The organism is Acinetobacter sp. YH12218, from assembly GCF_013417925.1.
GTDB lineage: Bacteria > Pseudomonadota > Gammaproteobacteria > Pseudomonadales > Moraxellaceae > Acinetobacter > Acinetobacter amyesii.
In genome coordinates this window covers 41,526-59,391 of the sequence record NZ_VPDB01000015.1, presented here as the reverse complement: position 1 = coordinate 59,391, position 17,866 = coordinate 41,526, and the positions used below count along the sequence as shown (strand labels likewise).

Genomic DNA, 17,866 nt, shown 5'->3' with positions numbered 1-17,866 from the left:
TGTTCAAATGGCTATTCTACGTTTGATTGGTTTTGGAAAAAAAGAAGAATTTAAGAAAGTGCTAGCAATTTTAAGAAAGAAAAAGCCTGATAGGACAAGGATCCTATGAAATTTGTCGTGTACAGAGTTTTGTGATATAGAATTTTTTGCTTTTCTTTTGATCAATTTCTTTATACAGTGTGCCAAGAAAAAAACGATGAATTTCCAATAAAAATATAGGTATGAGACGTTCTATGCTGTCCGAATGGCACCAAAAAATATTGCAGATTACACACTTATCCACCGATGCACTTTCCATTTACCTTGGCTTAATCCTGTTCTTTTTTGTGGCCTTTTGCCATCACCGCCAATTGAAATCACCTTATGCGATTTGGACGGTTGTGGTCGTCGCAGTGGGATTGGAATTGTTTAATGCACGCCATGATATTTTAGATAGAGGCTTTTGGCGTATAGGGCAAAGTTTGAAACATATTCTAAATGTCATGTTGTTGCCGCTGATCCTTTGGTTGATGGCCCGATACCGTGTATGGAAGGGCTAAGTGGAAGCTCGAAATTGAAGGGCTAAATGAAAGGATTAAATCGCCAGTTAAAAAATCCTAATAGAAAAAAAGATATTGTGCATTTCACAATATCCTTTCTAGATGTTGATCGAGTTGCTGAATTAAAAAAATTTTCCGAGCGTTATCCTGCACAGCAATTATCTATGGCGTGTAGTCAATCAAGCTGAATGCTGAGAGGCCACTTGCGTATACAACGCTAAAGTCTGATCACACATCTCTTTTAAACTAAACATGTTGATAGGCTGCACGTGTTGTGGTTGGTCTAAATGCAACTTTAAGGTATTGAGTAATTGTATTTCATCATCTACAGTGACTAAACCTTGCGGATAGACATTGGATAAAATTTCAGCTACACCACCACGGTTCCAACCAATCACAGGTGTACCTACAGACAGTGCTTCGAGTACAGTCCGTCCAAAGGTTTCCGCTTGGCTCGACAAAGACAAAACCAAATCGCTAAAAGCTAACCATTCACGGATATCTGAACGATGACCGACAAAAGTAATCCGATCACTCAGCCCTTTAGCCGCAATACTGTCTTGCATTTCTTGTAAATAAGCCGCTTTTTTCGGATCTGCACCACCGACCACCACCGCATGTACGTCGGGATACTGTGTTTGTAGCTGTTCCATTAAATGGATCAGGGTTTCATGACCTTTCAAACGGGTGATACGGCCTGGTAAGCAAATCAGACGCTTATTTTCTAGTTCAGGGAAGTCTTTTAGGGTTTGATTGAGCCACTGTGCTGAGGGTTGATAGCCATGTGGAAAAGCAGCGGGGTCAATGCCACGATAAATACGCACAATGTCCTTGGTAGGACAGTTTTTGTAGTTGTCCATGATGTATTTGACAACACTATCCGAGACCGCAATGACTTTTTCAGCTTGCGTCATGATTTGGCTGTAGCGATTAATCGAATAAAAACCATGTACAGTTGAAATCAGGTGAGGTCGCTTGTTAGCTGGAATCCCTTTGAGGGCAAAATGCGTGAGCCACGCGGGGACACGTGAGCGCACATGCACGATATCTGGTTGATGTTGCTCAATCAGTTTACGTAGAGGACGAATTTGCCATAAGCTTGATAAGGCTTTTTTATGGATTGCGAGTGTGAGATGAGTTGAGCCTTCGGCTTCCAATTGAGTCACCATACGGCCACCATTTGAAACCACTAAGGACTCATGACCGGCGGTCACTAAAGCACGAGCTATTTCTAAGGTTCCTCGCTCGACACCACCACTGTTCAATTCAGGTAAAAGCTGCATCACTTTCATAGCATTTCTCTTTTTTATGTGCTGAGTTGAACTCAATAGATTTTGTCATAGCCTTGTGGGCGGGTTTTAAAGCGGCGATGGAACCACATGTATTGTGTCGGTGCGATTCGCAGCTGATTTTCAATAATTTTATTGGTTCGAATAGCATCCGAAACTTCATCGTCACTCGGAAAATTGTCTAAAGCAGGTTCAATCAGCACATGATATTGAGGGTTGCTGATGTCGCCGTCTCGATAAAAATACAATGGGATCGCTACCGCTTTAGCAATTTTTAATAAGCGACGATGCGCAGTAACAGTGGCTGCGGGAGTACCAAAAAACGGAGCCATGACCCCTTGTTTTAAACCAAAGTCTTGATCGGGAGTGTACCAAATGGCATGGCCATTTTTCAGATTGCGAATTAAGCCACGCATATCATCATGGTCGATTTGGTTGGCATAGATGGTGGCACGGCAACGCACAATCAACATATCCAACAGCGGATTATTTTGCGGACGATAAACCACATCCGGCTCAAAGAACTGTGCGCATAAATAGCCACCAGCATCGAGCAGGGTAGAATGTGTGCCGAGGAGTAAAATACCTTTGCCTTCAGCTTGTGCATTTTGAATATGTTCTAAGCCTTCAATTTGCACCCGATTTTTGAACCACTGCGGGCTGTACCATGCATTTAAGGTTTCAAAAATACCAATCATTTGGTCGATAAAAACCTGTCTTGCATTGGCTTCAACCTGTTCTGCCGTCCATTCAGGAAAGCAAACTTCCATGTTGCGAATCGTGGTTTTACGACGTGATTTGAGATTATTAAATGCAACAGAACCGAGGAATTGCCCAAGGCGATATTGAACTGCCCATGGAAGAATCGCCAAAATCATAAGAAATACAATCCCTATCCAAATTCCCCAATACTGAGGAAGTAAGAAAGACCATTGGAATTTTCCGGGTTGATATGTTGGCTTTTGACTCATAGGGCTAAATCAAAGATTAAAAAATAGGGTTCAGTTTAGCATGAAGCTGAATTGAAAGAGAAAGTTCAAACTCATGCTGCGCTAGACTTAACCTTTGACTAAACCGCCATCGACAATCAAATTCTGCCCGGTGACTGCACGTGAGTAAGGGGACAAGAATATCATGATGGCCGCAGCAAATTCTTCAGGCGTGGTCACTGTGCGTAAAGGTGTCGATGCCGCAATTAAATCAAACACGGCATCGGGTGTGGCTTTACTGGCATCGGTGCTTTGTAATAAGCCACCTGAAAGCATATTGATGTTAATCCCAAACTCACCTAGCTCATGCGCCGCTGTGCGGGTGAAGGCCAACAGAGCTGCCTTTGCTGCAGTGTAGTCGTGGTAAGGCACGACAGGGTTTTGTATCAGGTTGGTACCAATATTCACAATGCGACCAAAACCCTGTGCTTTCATCTTGGGAAGCGCCGCTTGCGTGGTGTTGAGTGCAGCGACGACTGCGCCATCAAACTGTTGCTGTAAGTGCTGTGCAGTCAGTTCTTCAATTTTAGGACGGGCATCGCCATTAAATTGAAAATGGATAAGGGCATTATTCACGACAGAGGTGATCGCGGTCCCAAAATGTGATTCTGCTGCAGCAAAGAGCTGTTCTACTTGAGCTTTATCGGTGACATTTGCTTGATAGGCAAACACTTGCTGAGGAAATTCGGTAGTCAATTGTTCTGCTGCAGTTTGACTGGATAGATAGTTCACGACCACGCGTGCGCCTTCAGCAATTAACGTTTGGCTAATCGCCAAACCGAGGCCACGTGCGCCCCCTGTAACCAAGACAATTTGATCTGAAATTTGCATGCTCGTGACTCAATCTAATATTGAGCGTCACCATAGCAAGCTTTTCACATTAGCGGAATCGTCTTTACAGACGCTGTATGCTCCAATTTGAAACTGAGTCATCCGATCTAATAATTCAGTCGAGTCATACGAGATAAAAAAAGCCGTATCGAAATACGGCTTTTTCTGTGTGGAATATTTGTGGACTTAGCCTTTAGCAAGCGTTTCTAGCTCATCTAGACGTTCCATTTTTTCCAGCATTTCGTCATCAATTTCAGCTAGACGTTGTGATGCTTGGGTTGCAGCATCTGCGTCAGTCATGAACCAAGAACCGTCGGCTAATTTTTCAGACAATTCAGCTTGCTCTTGTTCCAATGCTTCAATTTCAGTCGGCAGTTGTTCTAGGGCACGTTGGTCTTTATAGCTGAGCTTGACTTTTTTAGGCACCGCAGCGGCAGCCGCTGCTTCGGCTTTAGCCATGGCTTTTTTCACATCGCTTTTTTGATCCACGACAGTTTGGTCAGGACGCTGTTCCAAATAGTCTTGGTAACCGCCGATGTATTCATCGATTTGACCTTTACCATCAAAGACCCAAGTTGATGTCACCACGTTGTCCATAAAGGCACGGTCATGCGAAATCAGTAACAGTGTGCCTTTGTAAGCGCTGAGCATTTCTTCCAACAGTTCAAGAGTTACCATATCCAAGTCGTTGGTCGGTTCGTCCATCACGATAAGGTTCGATGGTTTCAGTAGCAGTTTCGCCAACAGAATACGGTTACGCTCACCCCCAGACAGTGCTTTAACCGGTGTACGTGCGCGTTCTGGAGAGAATAAGAAGTCTTGTAAATAACTGTAGATGTGACGACGGCTACCATTTACATCGACATGGTCTGAGCCTTCAGAGACGTTATCTTTCACTGATTTTTCAAGATCAAGTGCATTTCGAAGCTGATCAAAGTAAGCAACTTCAAGCTGTGTACCTGTTTTTACTGTACCAGTATGTTCTTGCTCACCCAAAATAGCTTTGATAAGAGTGGTTTTACCCACACCGTTGTCACCGACTAAGCCGATACGGTCACCACGTAATACCAGTGCCGAGAAATCTTTGATGATTGGCGCGCTGTTGCCAAATTGCACAGCTAAGTTTTCAATTTCAAAGACCACTTTACCTGAGCGCTGCGCATCTTGCGTTGCCATGCTCACTTTGCCTTGTTGTGAACGGCGCGCTTTAGACTCTTCACGCAATGCTTTTAAGGCACGAACACGACCTTCGTTACGGGTACGACGCGCTTTAATGCCCTGACGAATCCATACTTCTTCTTCAGCGAGTTTTTTATCGAATAGCGCATTTTGCTTTTCTTCAGCTTCCATTTGCTGAGCTTTGAGTTCGAGGTAACGTGAATAGTTGCCTTCATAGCTACGCAAAATGCCGCGGTCAAGTTCCACGATACGAGTCGCAATATTGTCGACAAATGACCGGTCATGCGAAATAAACAACAGAGTTAAGTTGTTTTGATCGAGTAAGAATTTTTCGAGCCATTCAATACTTTCAACGTCCAAATGGTTAGTCGGTTCGTCGAGTAGCAATACATCGGGCTGCGTTAAAAGGGCGCGTGCTAACAAAACACGACGCTTACGACCACCAGACAAATCTGCAAGGTCAGCTTCTGGGTCTAGGCCCATTTTACTGAGGATGGCATTCACCTTGGTTTCAAGTGACCAGCCATCCATTTGATCCATCTGATGTTGTAGGTTACCCATGCGCTCACAGGCGTCCATATCGCCGAGTACGCAGGCTTCGCTGGCTTCATGATAAGCACGTAATACAGTTGCAGCTTCACCTGCACCATCGGCAACAATATCAGCAACTTTGCCCGAATCCATGGGTACATCTTGAGCAAGCATTGAAATCGTAATGCCATTTTGCAATGAAACTTCACCCCCGTCTGGCAATAAAGTTCCCTCAATCAGTTTAAGTAAAGTAGACTTACCTTCACCATTACGACCGATTAAACACACTCGTTCGCCACGCTCTAAACTGAAGTTCGCGCCGTCGAGTAGGGAAGGTCCGCCAAACGCAAGCTGGACGTCCCTTAAGGTAATATAGGCCATAATGTTTCCTGAAATCTTATATGAGGAGTGTAAATTGACTACACAACAAAATCTTGATGAACAGGCGTCATTTTCCGCACCCATTGAAGATTTGCAAGTCCGAATTGCATTTTTAGATGATTTAGTTGATCAATTGAATGATCAAGTTGCCCGTCAAAATGCCGAAATCGCTGATTTAAAGAAACAAATGCAGATGTTGTATCGTCGTATTGAATCGGCAGATTTATCTGAAGGCATCGCAGCATTTGACCCAATGACCAACCGCCCACCGCATTATTAATGTCGATATTGAATGACAGGCAGATGACGAATCAGCGCCAAAGCTGTGGATTGGTGTAAATTTATTTGACCTTTTGCAGCGTGACAGGTCTAATGCACCGCATCTGCTGATCGAAACCCATTATTTCATCTCATGAGTCAAAAAGTTGTCCTGCTAGATTTGGAAAATAACCCGCCCACAGCAAATCTATTGCGCAATATCATTGAACATTACAGTACTTTGTATGTGTTTAGCTGCAGCGGAAAATTTGAATATGCACTTGAAGATTTAACTGAAATTGCAGGGTGGATCGTGAGTGGCCAATTGGTGGTTTTGGATATTCCAGAAACGCCGCAAAAAGAATTTGAATATGCGGTGATTGTGGGGCAACTGATGGCCTTGATGGATCTAGATGCGCATATTGAAGTGATTTCAGCGATGCCTGATATTGAATTACTGATGGAACAATTGGACGGCTCTAGACTCAGCGCACATCTCATTCAAATTCAGTCAGAACAAGAAGTTTCACATAAAGTGAAATATAAAATTCCTGACCTTGAAACCATTCGGAATAAACCTGATTTATTACTGATTAAACACTATTGTGATGGTCTGGAAAAACTCAGTGGCAAACCCAACAGTTTGCATAAACTGAAAAACTCGCTGATGAATATTTTGCAAGTCTCTAGCGAAAAAGCTCAGCATTTGGTTGGTATGTTGATCAATCTAAAAATCGTCAAACGCTTTGATGAGCAAATTTCGATTCGAAAAAAAGTACTCAAACAATGGGTACAGCTAGATTTAAATGCGACTGCTGAAACAGCATTGCCGATAAAAACAGACCTGAATGCATTTACTGCTTCACTCGAAGATCAAACCTCAAAGACTGATGATACGGCATCGATGATTCAGGCTGCACAACAAGGCTTATTTAAAAATTTCAATAAAATTGATCCTGTGCAAATGGAAGTGATCCGAAAATTGCATGAATTAAAGTCAGATAAACCAAAAGATATCTACGCCTTACGTGATTTATTGGAGCAAATGTTCCCACAATCTGATGTTCGATTATTACTTAAAGAGTTGATCGAAAAAGGATATATCTATTGGAATGGTCACGAAGTGCTATATAGCCACGAGATGTTCCTGAATTAATTTTATCGAGTGAACTTGCGTTTTATATTGCGCTTATGCAACTCTAATAAAGGAATATAAAGGTTGTGCTATGGAAAATACTGGAATCTGGGTTACTGTTTTTATTGTGGTCTTTGTACTTGGGTCGATTTTTGGACTTCGAGTAAATCCTAGAGAAAAAGCCTTAGGCATTATGCGCGAGAAGGCGCGTAAGATGGGGCTGCACCCACGTTTAGTGGCTGCACCTGCTTGGACCAAGATTCCAATGGCTTCTGAAAAACGTGCCAGTATGGTGGCGTATTACAGTGTGCTGATTCCAGATGCGCGTTTGCCTTTAATGCGTGCTTTAGTGGTCGATGACAAACTTGAACTGGTACATGGTGATGACAAGTTCAAGGATTTAGCCATTACATTAAAGGGCATTTATGCTATTGATATGCAGGCAAACTGTGTAGGACTCTATTGGAACGAAGAATCTGACTTAAGAGCCACACAGCTTGAAGATATGAAAGCATTTTTACATTCATTGGCTGAACTTTAAATTTTAAAAAACCTATTAAACAGGAATGATGGTTAACTATGGCGAACGCTCCTCGGTCCACATCTAAAAGTACCACAGCAAAATCTGCCGATGCTGGGAAAAAGCGTGCGTTAGTGATTGTGGAATCGCCTGCAAAAGCGAAAACAATCAATAAATATTTGGGCTCTGATTACATCGTAAAATCATCGGTGGGTCATGTCCGTGATTTGCCTACAGGCGGCTCGAGTAAAACAGCAGAGAAAAAGCCAGTAACTCGTGCGAAATTAACTGAAGCTGAAAAAGCCAAAAAAGCACAAAAAGCTTTGGTTAATCGTATGGGTGTAGACCCTGAAAATGACTGGAAGGCACAGTACGAAGTCCTACCGGGTAAAGAACATGTTGTTGCGGAACTGAAAAAGCTTGCATCGCAAGTTGACGAGGTCTATCTCGCAACGGATATGGATAGGGAAGGAGAAGCAATTGCTTGGCATTTAAAAGAAGTCATTGGCGGTGACGACTCACGTTATCAACGTGTGGTGTTCAACGAAATTACCAAAAATGCCATCCAAGAAGCGTTTAAACATCCTTCTCGCCTGGATACAGATAAAGTCAATGCTCAGCAAGCCCGTCGTTTCCTCGACCGTATTGTGGGCTTTATGATCTCGCCACTCTTATGGGAAAAAATCGCCCGTGGTTTATCGGCAGGTCGTGTGCAATCTGTGGCTGTTAAACTTGTGGTTGAGCGTGAACGTGAAATTCGTGCCTTCGTTCCAGAAGAATTTTGGCAAGTTTTTGCAGATACCAAGTCGAAGAAAGACGATATCCGCTTAGAAGCGGTGAAGCAAAATGGCAAGACTTTAAAACTGCACAATAAAGCTGAAACGGATGCTTTACTGAACCTGATTAAAGATGCCGACTACACAGTTTCAGCACGTGAAGACAAACCCACCAAGGTTAATCCAAGCGCGCCTTACATCACGTCTACATTGCAACAAGCAGCAAGTACACGTTTAGGTTTTTCTGTGAAGAAAACCATGATGTTGGCACAGCGGTTATATGAAGCCGGCTTTATTACCTACATGCGTACAGACTCAACATTCTTGAGTGATGACGCTGTAAATATGGTTCGTGGTCATATTGAAACTGAGTTTGGTCAAAAATATTTACCGGCTAAACCAAATCGCTACGGCAATAAAGCTGGTGCGCAAGAAGCCCATGAAGCGATTCGTCCATCAAATGTCGCGCTAAAAGGCGATAGTTTGGTGGGTGTAGAGCGTGATGCACAGCGTCTTTATGACTTGATCTGGCGTCAGTTCGTTGCATGTCAAATGACCCCTGCAGAATATTTATCATCAACGATTTTAGTCAATGCCAATGGCGTCGAACTCAAAGCCAAAGGCCGTACATTGGTCTTTGATGGTTTCACTAAAGTGCGTGGCCAAAACAAATCGGATGATGATGTACTGTTACCTGCTGTAAAAGTCGGTGAAGTACTGAAACTTGAAAAATTAGATCCATCGCAGCACTTTACTAAACCACCTGCGCGCTTCACTGAAGCATCATTGGTCAAAGAGCTTGAGAAAAAAGGGATTGGTCGTCCATCGACGTATGCTGCGATTATCTCAACCATTCAAGACCGTGGTTATGTGAAGCTTGATAACCGTCGTTTGTTCGCCGAGAAAATGGGTGAAATCGTGACAGACCGTCTCGATGAAAACTTTAATAACTTGATGAACTATGCATTCACGGCAGATCTTGAAGGTCAGCTGGATAAAGTCGCTGATGGTGATCGTAACTGGAAAGAGTTACTCAATAGCTTCTACGGTGATTTTAAAACACGTTTAACCACAGCTCAGGGTGAAAATGGCATGCGCCGTAATTTACCTGTAGAAGTGGATGCGGTGCACTGTAAAGAATGTGATCGTCCGATGCAGATTCGTACAGGGACTACAGGCGTGTTCTTGGGTTGTTCAGGTTATAACTTACCGCCAAAAGAGCGTTGTAAGGGAACTTTAAACCTGACACCTGTAGAATCATTGGCTGCACTGTCTGACGATGACTCGGCAGAAACAGCAGATTTGATGTCGAAAAAACGTTGTCCAATCTGTGAAACAGCCATGGATAGCTATGTGATTGATGGTGGGCGTAAGTTGCATATCTGTGGTAATAACCCAGACTGCGCTGGTTTTGAGCTTGAAGAAGGTGAGTTCAAAATCAAAGGTTATGATGGCCCAACTATTCCTTGCGACAAATGTGATGGCGAAATGCAATTGAAGACAGGCCGTTTCGGTCCATACTTTGCATGTAATAGCTGTGACAATACACGTAAAGTGTTGAAGAGCGGTCAGCCTGCACCTCCACGTGTAGATCCAATTAAAATGGAACACTTACGTTCAACCAAACATGATGACTTCTTTGTCCTTCGTGATGGCGCAGCAGGTTTATTCTTAGCTGCGAGTAAGTTCCCGAAAGTACGTGAAACCCGTGCGCCTAAAGTCGCGGAACTACGTTCTGTCGCAGATCAGTTGGATGCGAAATATCAGTTTATCTTGCAAGCACCGGATGTCGATCCTGAAGGAAACCCAACATTGGTGAAATTCAGCCGTAAGAATCAAGCACAATATATTGGTTCTGAAAATGCTGAAGGCAAACAAACCAAATGGTCTTTGGTGTACCAAGACGGTAAGTGGGTTGAGGCTTAAGCTTTAAAATCAATAAAATGCTGACTTCGGTCGGCATTTTTTATGTCAGAATTAATCAAAATTTAAATGATAAAAATGATTGGGGGAATAGTGGAAATTCAAACAAAAAAGTTTGCTGTACTCATAGATGCGGATAACTCATCAATCAATGCTATTCCATCTGTGTTGGAAGAAGTTGCAAAATATGGAATCGCAAGTGTTAAACGCGTTTATGGAGATTGGAGCAGCGAAACCTTAAAAAATTGGCGTGAAGTCTTACTTCCTCATGCAATCACACCTGTTCAGCAGTTTGCTTACACAAAGGGCAAAGATGCAACGGATATGATTTTGATCATTGATGCGATGGATTTGCTGTACGCAGGTGCATTGGATGGCTTTTGTATTGTTTCAAGCGACAGTGATTTTACCCCTTTAGCATCTAGAATTCGTGAAAATGGGCTAAGTGTTTACGGTTTTGGAAAAAAGTCGACGCCAGAGGCATTTAAAAAAGCATGTGATAAATTTATTTATGTTGAAAACTTACTGCAAGATAATGAGCTAAAAAATACTGAAGAAGATCTTATTGTTTCACCAATTAAAGAAGTCATTGAAAATACAAAAGTAAGTGAACCAAAGCCATCTGTGCAGATTAAAGAGAATACAATCACTGAAATCATTGATAAACCCACATTAAATTTGATTTATAAAGCTGTGAAAGATAATGCGGATGAAAATGGATGGGCCAATTTAAGTATGGTTGGGCAATATATCAGCGCAGTCAAACCTGACTTTGATTCTAGAAACTACGGTCGAGCAAAATTATCTGGACTGATTAAAACGCTAAATTTGTTTGAAACAAAAATAGAAATGAGTCAAATGTATTTAAGAAAGATAAAAAAGCAGAGTATGATTTAAAATGTGGAAAAAAATTCGGGTACTGTGCTTATTGTTGATTTTATTGGTTGTCGCAGTCAATGCCTATAAAGACAAAAATCAAGACTGGAGTAAACCGATCTTTGTATTGTTACATCCAATTAATGCAGATGGTCGAGAGAGCACACAAGCTTATATACAGCAGCTTTCTGTCAATGATTTAAACGATGTTCAACAATATTTACAAACGACGGCACAGAAATACCGAGGACAACCGACTTATGTGTATTTTAAGTTAGGTCGTGAGCTGAAAGTTTTACCTCCCAAAGTACCCAATGATGCTGGCATGTTGGACGTTATCTTATGGAGTTTGAAATTCCGCTACTATGCTTGGCAGCAGCATGAAAATGTAGATGGTGTTTCGAGTGTGACGCTATTTTTAAATTATTACGATCCGACTCAAACCAAAGAACTTAAACATTCCACAGCTTTGGAAAATGGTCGAATTGGATCGGTGAATTTATTTGCATCGAATAAACAGACTGCGCAGAATAAAATCGTTTTAGCCCATGAGTTATTACACGCTTTTGGTGCAACGGATAAGTATGATTTGGCCACAGGTCAGCCAATCTTCCCTGTCGGTTATGCAGAGCCCCAGCGGCAGCCTTTGTTTCCACAAAGCAAAGCTGAATTAATGGCAGGGCATATTCCTACCTCACAGACGCAAAGTAAAATGCCTGAAGATTTAGCTGATACTGTGGTGAATGACGTCACAGCGATTGAAGTGGGATGGAACAAATAATGTGGATAAAGCGTATTTTATCCACAGTTTCAATTGGCAGTGTGGATAAGATTTGGACTTTTCTTTCATTTTTCTTCATCATGAAGTTGCATAATCCATTGAATAACGAATAACTTGAGAAAAAACATGAGAACAGTAGGCAACGATTTAATTCGCAGTCAGCTCCATGAAAACCGTAAGTGGTATCTCGGTTTAGGTGCTTTATTGGTGGTCTTCGGATTGGTCCTTTTGGCAGCTTTGCCATTTGCGACACTTACGGTGATTTATATTTTTGGTGTGCTGATGATGTTAGGTGGCGTAATCCATTTCATTGCAGCATTTAAAATTTTTGAAGGCGGTTACCGCTGGTTCTGGGCACTATTTGGTGTGCTGTATTTGGTCGCAGGCTATTATGCATTTTCAACGCCTGTCAAAACGGCCATTGTCCTGACCAATTTATTGGCGATTATTTTGATCATTGCAGGGGTCATTCGTATCTTTAATGCTGTGCTATTTCGAGCATTTCAAGGTTGGGGATGGACACTATTTTCAGGTCTATTGACCTTGATTACGGGTGTGATCATTTTGATGTCGCCTGATGCGCCATTTTGGGTATTAGGATTATTCTTGGCGGTTGATATTTTATTCCAAGGGGTCAACTACCTTACTTTGGCTTCTTATATTCGACGTGAAGTGCCGAAAAGCTCGGCAGAGCAGTAAGCTGCTTGCGGATCTGATAAATAAAAAAAGAGTGCTGAGGCACTCTTTTTTTTATTCACTTTTAATGTGTACAACCCGTTAAGGTTTAACGCTATAGCGGCTACTAATTGCAATTCGGTTCCATGTGTTGATCACAATAGCCAGCCATTCCACGGCACTGATTTGCTCATCTGTTAAAAAGGGCAAAGCATCTTCATAAACTGCATCGGGAACTTGGCCTTCAGCAATTAACGTGATCGCTTCGATCAAGCTTAAAGCCGCACGTTCTTTTTCATCGTAGTACGCAGTTTCACGCCATGCATTGAGTAGGCTAATACGTTCAATGCTTTCACCTGTTTTAAGTGCATCTTGCGCATGCATGCGAATACAGAACGCACATTCGTTGATTTGGGATGCACGTAATTTGAGTAAATGAGCTAATCCTTCACTTAGGCCAGCTTCATTTATTTTTTTCATTGCCAGTGCATCAAGTTCTGCGACTTTTTTATATAGCTCAGGTGCAGACTGACCTAGATTGATTCGTGACATTTCGAGCCTTTCTGATGTTTTTAGATATACCTGCTATTTTAAAACCGTTATGGTTGAGGACAAGTTTTATTTTGAGCATTTAGATGACCACTTTTGTTCTTGCGCCCGATTCATTTAAAGAAAGTATGAGTGCTCAACAAGCCTGTGACGCGATGCGGCGTGCAATTTTAAAACTCATACCTGATGCAAATGTCATCGCTGTGCCAATGGCAGATGGCGGTGAGGGAACTGTGGATGCGTTACTCAGTGCTTGCCACGGTCAAAAAGTGCCGATAGCGCTTACAGGTCCTTTGCCCAATCAACGTGTGACGACGTATTTCGGTTTGATTGACGGAGGAAAAACCGCGGTGATTGAAATGGCAAAAGCCAATGGAATTCATCTTGTCGATATGGCTCAGCGAAATCCATTACTGACGTCAACTTATGGTACGGGCGAAATGATCAAGGCTGCTCTAGACTTTGGAGTAAGTAAAATTATCATTGGCTTGGGCGGGAGTGTGACCAATGATGGCGGTGCAGGTATGGCGCAGGCCTTGGGGGCGCAATTTTTAGATGAAAATGGCTTCGAAATAGCAGTTTGTGGTGGTTATCTGGATCAAATTAACAGTCTTGATTTGACGCAGCTCGACTCACGTTTAGCGCATACAGAAATTATCATTGCCAGCGACGTCATTAATCCACTATGTGGTGAAAATGGTGCATCCCATATCTTTGGCCCGCAAAAAGGCGCAACGCAGGAGATGGTACGTCAGTTAGATCAGAACCTCAGTCATTATGCCGATGTGGTTGAAGCGACACTGGGTTGTACTTTACGTGCTCTCGCAGGTGCAGGTGCTGCGGGTGGATTAGGTTTTGGGTTGATGGCTTTTGCAGGTGCATCAATGCGATCAGGTGTGGAATTGGTCATTGAACAAAGTCAGTTGAATGAAAAAATAGCACAGGCAGACTATGTACTGACTGGTGAGGGGAAAATTGATCATCAAACCAAGTTAGGTAAAACACCATTTGGTGTGGCGCAAGTTGCAAAAAAATATAATAAACCTGTGATCGCATTTACTGGTCTAGTGGGTGAGGGGATAGCAGAACTCTATGATTTAGGTTTCACACAGATTGTTGGGATTAATCCACCAGATTGTAAGTTGAAAGATACATTAAAAAATGCAGAAACATACTTAGAAAAAAGTTGTAAAGATCTCATCAATTCTATATGTAAAAGATCAGAACCTACTCCTCTTAAGATGGATCGGTTCTGAAAAGTGTTATTTCTATAAGCGATTTTCTAAATAGTGCTGTGCAAATGTAACTTCTGCTTGGTACTCGGTTAGATTTTGCGGTTTAGGGAGACGAATATTAGGTGCAATACCAATGTCGTCAATTTGCTGCCCGGTACGGCGGTGGATAAATGTGGTTGCATAATACAGTGTGAATTGTTGAGATGGCGTTTTGATGGTTCGAATATTTGAAGCATCTAAAGCCCCATAAGTGTTACGCCCCATGACTAAAACATTCGGATTTTGACGTGCGGTTAAAATAAACATTTCACACGAACTACCGCATTCTTCATCTGACAGAATAACAACTTTTTGGGGCGTAGCTTTTACGTCTGAATGGGCGATCACATATTTTTCCTCTTTCTGCTTTGTCATCCCAACCCAGCTATTTTTGTTGCTTTCAAGTTTAGCAATCATACGATTAAATTCTACCTTGATTTCTCCATCAGGTAAGGTTTTGGCTGTTTCTTTCCATGATTGAATATTATCTGTAGATGCATAAATTTGGGGCATTTCAAACCAATACTCAGCTGCTCCCAAAAGTGGATAAAGGGGTTGTGCTGATGTATCAAAACCGCCTGAGTTTTTGCGTAGATCAAGAATTAAAAAACGTGCGTCTAACACTTGGTTTTGATTGTCTTGAATGATCTTTTCAAGTTGATTTTGAACAGACAGATCAAAAGTTGGGATGGTAATTAAGGTTGTCTGCTCGGATAATTTTTGCGTGGTCACGAGATTGCTTGATTGTATTGTTGAACTCTCTGTGATGGCTTCTGATATGGTTTTTTGGCCTAAGCTCAGATGGCCTTTACGAATAGATTTGAGAAAGTGATTGGTAATTTCTTTACAGGCATCGACCGAATTTACTTGTGTAATTTTAGTGTTTTGCTCATTTATGACCTTTTGAATATTTTCTGGATAGTTGTCCCAGTTTTTTGCTCGAATACCAGCATCATTTTTGAGTATAAATTCAGAGCTAAAGTTAAAATCTTTTTGGCACTCACTAGGTGTCATGGGACTAAGTCCATCTGCAGCTTGAATACTTGGGCTTAGAAAAAAACTACCACTCAGTACCAACAATGAAAGCTGTGAACATTTATTGAACATGTCATGATTCCTAGAGACGGTTATTTTCTAAAGTTATAAGCCTATGGATTTAAATAGGTCTTTGTTTTTCTAATGATATTGAATTGTAAATCTACTGATTTTTTACTGTATAAACAATGAAAATTTTAAATGAATAGTCATGGTTAAAACGGTGTGTTTCCGCGTCAAGTTGAGTCACTTTGTAGTCGTCTACGCTGTGAATTTAGGGTAGCTCTGTTAAACTACCAATTCACATAGCACGATGAGACACCATGAGTTTAGCCAACCTGATTGATGAATTAAATCCTCAACAAAAACAAGCCGCAACAACAGAAGCACAGCATAGCTTGGTTTTGGCGGGAGCAGGTTGTGGTAAAACCAAAACTATCGTAGCGCGTGCAGCTTATTTAATTGATCAAGGCGTGCCTGCTAATCAAATTCAAATTTTGACTTTTACTCGTCGTGCAGCGAGTGAAATTGTTGCTCGTGTGGAGTTGGCTCTAGGTGAGCAAGCCAAAGGGTTACGTGCATCAACCTTTCATACCTTTTGTATGTACCTCTTGCGCCGTATTCCAAAAGCCTTTGGTCTAGAACAGTTTTCGATTATTGATCGTGATGATCAACTCATGATGTTCCGCCTGATTCGTGGCCGTGATGATAAGAAAAACCCCAATCACTTGCCCAAGCCAAAAGAACTCTGTGACCTATATTCTTTTGCGCGGAATACGCGTCAAAAACTTAGCATTGCCATGGAAAAGCAAATGCCTGAGTACTTTGCTTTAAAAGATCAAATCGCGGATATCATGAAAGAATACGAAGCTCGTAAACGTGCGCGTAGTTTTCTCGATTATGACGATATCTTGGCGATTGTGGCGAAAGCTTTGGCGGAATCAGATGGACTGGTCGATTATGTCGCTTCAATTTGTCGCCACATGTTGGTTGATGAAATGCAGGATACCAATCCGCTGCAATGGGCGTTACTTGAGCCACTAAAAGAACGTGTCAGCTTGTTCTGTGTCGGCGATGATGCACAGTCCATTTACGGCTTCCGTGGTGCAGACTTTGAAAATATTCATCATTTCAAAGAGCGTGTACCCGACGCACAGATTTTCAAACTCGAAAAAAATTATCGTTCAACCCAAGAAATTTTAGATCTGTCGAATTGGTTGTTGGATGAAAGTGAAATTAAATATGACAAACGCCTAGATGCCTATCGTGGTGAAGGGATTAAGCCGAAAATGCATATTTTCCCGAATGAGTTTGATGAAGCCAAATGGATTGCCATCGACATTAAAGAACGTCATTACCTCGAAGGCAGCAAATGGTCGGATCATATGGTGCTTGTGCGTTCAAGCTTTGCTGCTCGTCATATTGAAGCAGCCTGTATTGCCGCAAACGTGCCGTATCGCTTTATTGGCGGCATGAAATTACTTGAAACAGCCCATGTAAAAGACTTGCTCAGTGTACTGCGTGTAGTGGCCAATCCTTTAGATGATATCGCGTGGATGCGCTTTTTAACCTTATGGAATGGTGTGGGTGATGTCGGTGCGAGTAAGTTATCGCAGCAGATTTTACTTGAGCCAGAAATGCAAGCCATTGCAACCAAGTTGGAAAAGTTTGGCAAAGTACCTGACCAAGCGATTCTGATGATGAAGCAAATGTCGGTGTTGAAAGATCAGGTCAAAGAATGCGTAAGCTTGGCTGTTCAAGCGATTTCTGAGCAGCTGGAAGAAAACTATAAAAAAGATTGGAACCGCCGTGTCGGGGATTTTGATCTGGTGAAACAACTGGCATCCAAACATACGCAGTTGAGTGAATTCTTAGAAGAATATGTCCTTGATCCAGTTTCCATTTCTGAAATTGAACGCCAATCTGACAGTGATGTCGTGACCTTAATTACCATTCATTCGGCAAAAGGAACGGAGCAAAAAGTCTGTTATGTGGCGAATGTCACACCAGGGCAATATCCACATGCACGTGCTCAAGGTAATTTCGATGAAGTGGAAGAAGAGCGTCGTGTGTTATATGTGGCACTGACACGTGCGCAAAATGAATTGATTTTGACTAAGCAAAACTTGAACCACTGGGCGCGTGAAACTGTCGATGAGCAAGGGCGTAAAGTAGAAAGTTACTTTATGAATGATTTAACTCGAAATTTATGTAGTTTGGAAACACACTATAAAACCCGTCAGCAAACCGTAAAAAGTGCGTTAATCGAAAGAAAATCGATTAATTTAGATTTTGGTATCGATCTCGATTAAAATAGATTTTTGA

At 42.0% G+C, this 17,866-nt stretch carries 17 protein-coding genes; 11 read left to right on the top strand and 6 right to left on the bottom strand.

Annotated elements, in window-relative coordinates; all coding sequences use genetic code 11:
* The first annotated feature begins 233 nt into the window (after window positions 1-233).
* Together FTV03_RS06490 and FTV03_RS06485 are read left to right on the top strand one after the other, a co-directional pair.
* Window positions 234-539: a hypothetical protein gene (locus FTV03_RS06490; protein ID WP_228144755.1), complete on the top strand. Its 306-nt coding sequence runs from the start codon at window positions 234-236 to the stop codon at window positions 537-539.
* Window positions 540-565: 26 nt separating this feature from the next.
* Window positions 566-727 carry a hypothetical protein gene (locus tag FTV03_RS06485; protein WP_180040585.1) on the top strand — a complete coding sequence of 54 codons (162 nt, stop codon included), beginning with the start codon at window positions 566-568 and terminating at the stop codon, window positions 725-727.
* Here FTV03_RS06485 and FTV03_RS06480 read toward each other — a convergent pair.
* The 4 genes from FTV03_RS06480 to FTV03_RS06465 form a co-directional block, all read right to left on the bottom strand.
* Window positions 719-1,831: a glycosyltransferase family 4 protein gene (locus FTV03_RS06480; RefSeq protein WP_180040583.1), complete on the bottom strand. Its 1,113-nt coding sequence runs from the start codon at window positions 1,829-1,831 to the stop codon at window positions 719-721. The two genes, FTV03_RS06485 and FTV03_RS06480, sit on opposite strands and share 9 nt — an antisense overlap.
* A gap of 32 nt (window positions 1,832-1,863) precedes the next feature.
* Window positions 1,864-2,799: an LpxL/LpxP family Kdo(2)-lipid IV(A) lauroyl/palmitoleoyl acyltransferase gene (gene lpxL, locus FTV03_RS06475; RefSeq protein ID WP_180040581.1), complete on the bottom strand. Its 936-nt coding sequence runs from the start codon at window positions 2,797-2,799 to the stop codon at window positions 1,864-1,866.
* An 87-nt stretch (window positions 2,800-2,886) separates the two neighbouring features.
* Window positions 2,887-3,648, bottom strand: a complete 762-nt coding sequence (locus FTV03_RS06470) for a 3-oxoacyl-ACP reductase (protein ID WP_180040579.1) — start codon at window positions 3,646-3,648, stop codon at window positions 2,887-2,889.
* 186 nt (window positions 3,649-3,834) lie between these two features.
* The gene (locus FTV03_RS06465; protein WP_180040577.1) at window positions 3,835-5,739 is read right to left on the bottom strand and encodes an ATP-binding cassette domain-containing protein; all 1,905 of its coding nucleotides are present in this window, start codon (window positions 5,737-5,739) and stop codon (window positions 3,835-3,837) included.
* Between the two features lie 34 nt (window positions 5,740-5,773).
* Between FTV03_RS06465 and FTV03_RS06460 the strand changes: the two genes are divergently transcribed.
* The 7 genes from FTV03_RS06460 (at window position 5,774) to FTV03_RS06430 (ending at window position 12,707) form a co-directional block, all read left to right on the top strand.
* On the top strand, window positions 5,774-6,019 hold the full coding sequence (locus FTV03_RS06460) for a SlyX family protein (RefSeq protein WP_078189840.1): 246 nt from the start codon (window positions 5,774-5,776) through the stop codon (window positions 6,017-6,019).
* Window positions 6,020-6,151: 132 nt separating this feature from the next.
* Complete coding sequence (locus FTV03_RS06455) at window positions 6,152-7,153, top strand: hypothetical protein (RefSeq protein WP_180040575.1); 1,002 nt, start codon at window positions 6,152-6,154, stop codon at window positions 7,151-7,153.
* Window positions 7,154-7,223: 70 nt separating this feature from the next.
* Window positions 7,224-7,673 (top strand): ammonium transporter, encoded by a 450-nt coding sequence (locus FTV03_RS06450; RefSeq protein WP_180005286.1) that lies wholly within the window; start codon window positions 7,224-7,226, stop codon window positions 7,671-7,673.
* 38 nt (window positions 7,674-7,711) lie between these two features.
* Complete coding sequence (gene topA / locus FTV03_RS06445; RefSeq protein WP_078192741.1) at window positions 7,712-10,354, top strand: type I DNA topoisomerase; 2,643 nt, start codon at window positions 7,712-7,714, stop codon at window positions 10,352-10,354.
* Window positions 10,355-10,444: 90 nt separating this feature from the next.
* On the top strand, window positions 10,445-11,248 hold the full coding sequence (locus FTV03_RS06440; RefSeq protein WP_180010183.1) for an NYN domain-containing protein: 804 nt from the start codon (window positions 10,445-10,447) through the stop codon (window positions 11,246-11,248).
* Window position 11,249: 1 nt separating this feature from the next.
* Window positions 11,250-12,008 (top strand): hypothetical protein, encoded by a 759-nt coding sequence (locus tag FTV03_RS06435; protein WP_180010184.1) that lies wholly within the window; start codon window positions 11,250-11,252, stop codon window positions 12,006-12,008.
* A 126-nt stretch (window positions 12,009-12,134) separates the two neighbouring features.
* Window positions 12,135-12,707: an HdeD family acid-resistance protein gene (locus FTV03_RS06430; RefSeq protein WP_180010185.1), complete on the top strand. Its 573-nt coding sequence runs from the start codon at window positions 12,135-12,137 to the stop codon at window positions 12,705-12,707.
* A 78-nt stretch (window positions 12,708-12,785) separates the two neighbouring features.
* Here the strand turns inward: FTV03_RS06430 and FTV03_RS06425 are convergent, their stop codons facing one another.
* Window positions 12,786-13,235, bottom strand: coding sequence for a carboxymuconolactone decarboxylase family protein (locus tag FTV03_RS06425; protein ID WP_168377894.1), 450 nt, complete (start codon window positions 13,233-13,235; stop codon window positions 12,786-12,788).
* An 83-nt stretch (window positions 13,236-13,318) separates the two neighbouring features.
* Between FTV03_RS06425 and FTV03_RS06420 the strand changes: the two genes are divergently transcribed.
* Window positions 13,319-14,488 (top strand): glycerate kinase, encoded by a 1,170-nt coding sequence (locus FTV03_RS06420; protein WP_180040574.1) that lies wholly within the window; start codon window positions 13,319-13,321, stop codon window positions 14,486-14,488.
* A gap of 12 nt (window positions 14,489-14,500) precedes the next feature.
* Here FTV03_RS06420 and FTV03_RS06415 read toward each other — a convergent pair whose 3' ends face one another.
* Window positions 14,501-15,613 (bottom strand): S41 family peptidase, encoded by a 1,113-nt coding sequence (locus FTV03_RS06415; protein WP_180040572.1) that lies wholly within the window; start codon window positions 15,611-15,613, stop codon window positions 14,501-14,503.
* 251 nt (window positions 15,614-15,864) lie between these two features.
* Between FTV03_RS06415 and FTV03_RS06410 the strand changes: the two genes are divergently transcribed.
* Complete coding sequence (locus FTV03_RS06410) at window positions 15,865-17,853, top strand: ATP-dependent helicase (RefSeq protein WP_168377891.1); 1,989 nt, start codon at window positions 15,865-15,867, stop codon at window positions 17,851-17,853.
* The last annotated feature ends 13 nt before the right edge of the window (window positions 17,854-17,866 follow it).

Bases quoted from the DNA above. Each gene is read 5' to 3' on its own strand.
- FTV03_RS06490 (WP_228144755.1), top strand. From the start codon at position 234: ATGCTGTCCGAATGGCACCAAAAAATATTGCAGATTACACACTTATCC.
- FTV03_RS06485 (WP_180040585.1), top strand. From the start codon at position 566: ATGAAAGGATTAAATCGCCAGTTAAAAAATCCTAATAGAAAAAAAGAT.
- FTV03_RS06480 (WP_180040583.1), bottom strand. From the start codon at position 1,831: ATGAAAGTGATGCAGCTTTTACCTGAATTGAACAGTGGTGGTGTCGAG.
- lpxL (WP_180040581.1), bottom strand. From the start codon at position 2,799: ATGAGTCAAAAGCCAACATATCAACCCGGAAAATTCCAATGGTCTTTC.
- FTV03_RS06470 (WP_180040579.1), bottom strand. From the start codon at position 3,648: ATGCAAATTTCAGATCAAATTGTCTTGGTTACAGGGGGCGCACGTGGC.
- FTV03_RS06465 (WP_180040577.1), bottom strand. From the start codon at position 5,739: ATGGCCTATATTACCTTAAGGGACGTCCAGCTTGCGTTTGGCGGACCT.
- FTV03_RS06455 (WP_180040575.1), top strand. From the start codon at position 6,152: ATGAGTCAAAAAGTTGTCCTGCTAGATTTGGAAAATAACCCGCCCACA.
- FTV03_RS06450 (WP_180005286.1), top strand. From the start codon at position 7,224: ATGGAAAATACTGGAATCTGGGTTACTGTTTTTATTGTGGTCTTTGTA.
- topA (WP_078192741.1), top strand. From the start codon at position 7,712: ATGGCGAACGCTCCTCGGTCCACATCTAAAAGTACCACAGCAAAATCT.
- FTV03_RS06435 (WP_180010184.1), top strand. From the start codon at position 11,250: ATGTGGAAAAAAATTCGGGTACTGTGCTTATTGTTGATTTTATTGGTT.
- FTV03_RS06430 (WP_180010185.1), top strand. From the start codon at position 12,135: ATGAGAACAGTAGGCAACGATTTAATTCGCAGTCAGCTCCATGAAAAC.
- FTV03_RS06425 (WP_168377894.1), bottom strand. From the start codon at position 13,235: ATGTCACGAATCAATCTAGGTCAGTCTGCACCTGAGCTATATAAAAAA.
- FTV03_RS06420 (WP_180040574.1), top strand. From the start codon at position 13,319: ATGACCACTTTTGTTCTTGCGCCCGATTCATTTAAAGAAAGTATGAGT.
- FTV03_RS06415 (WP_180040572.1), bottom strand. From the start codon at position 15,613: ATGTTCAATAAATGTTCACAGCTTTCATTGTTGGTACTGAGTGGTAGT.
- FTV03_RS06410 (WP_168377891.1), top strand. From the start codon at position 15,865: ATGAGTTTAGCCAACCTGATTGATGAATTAAATCCTCAACAAAAACAA.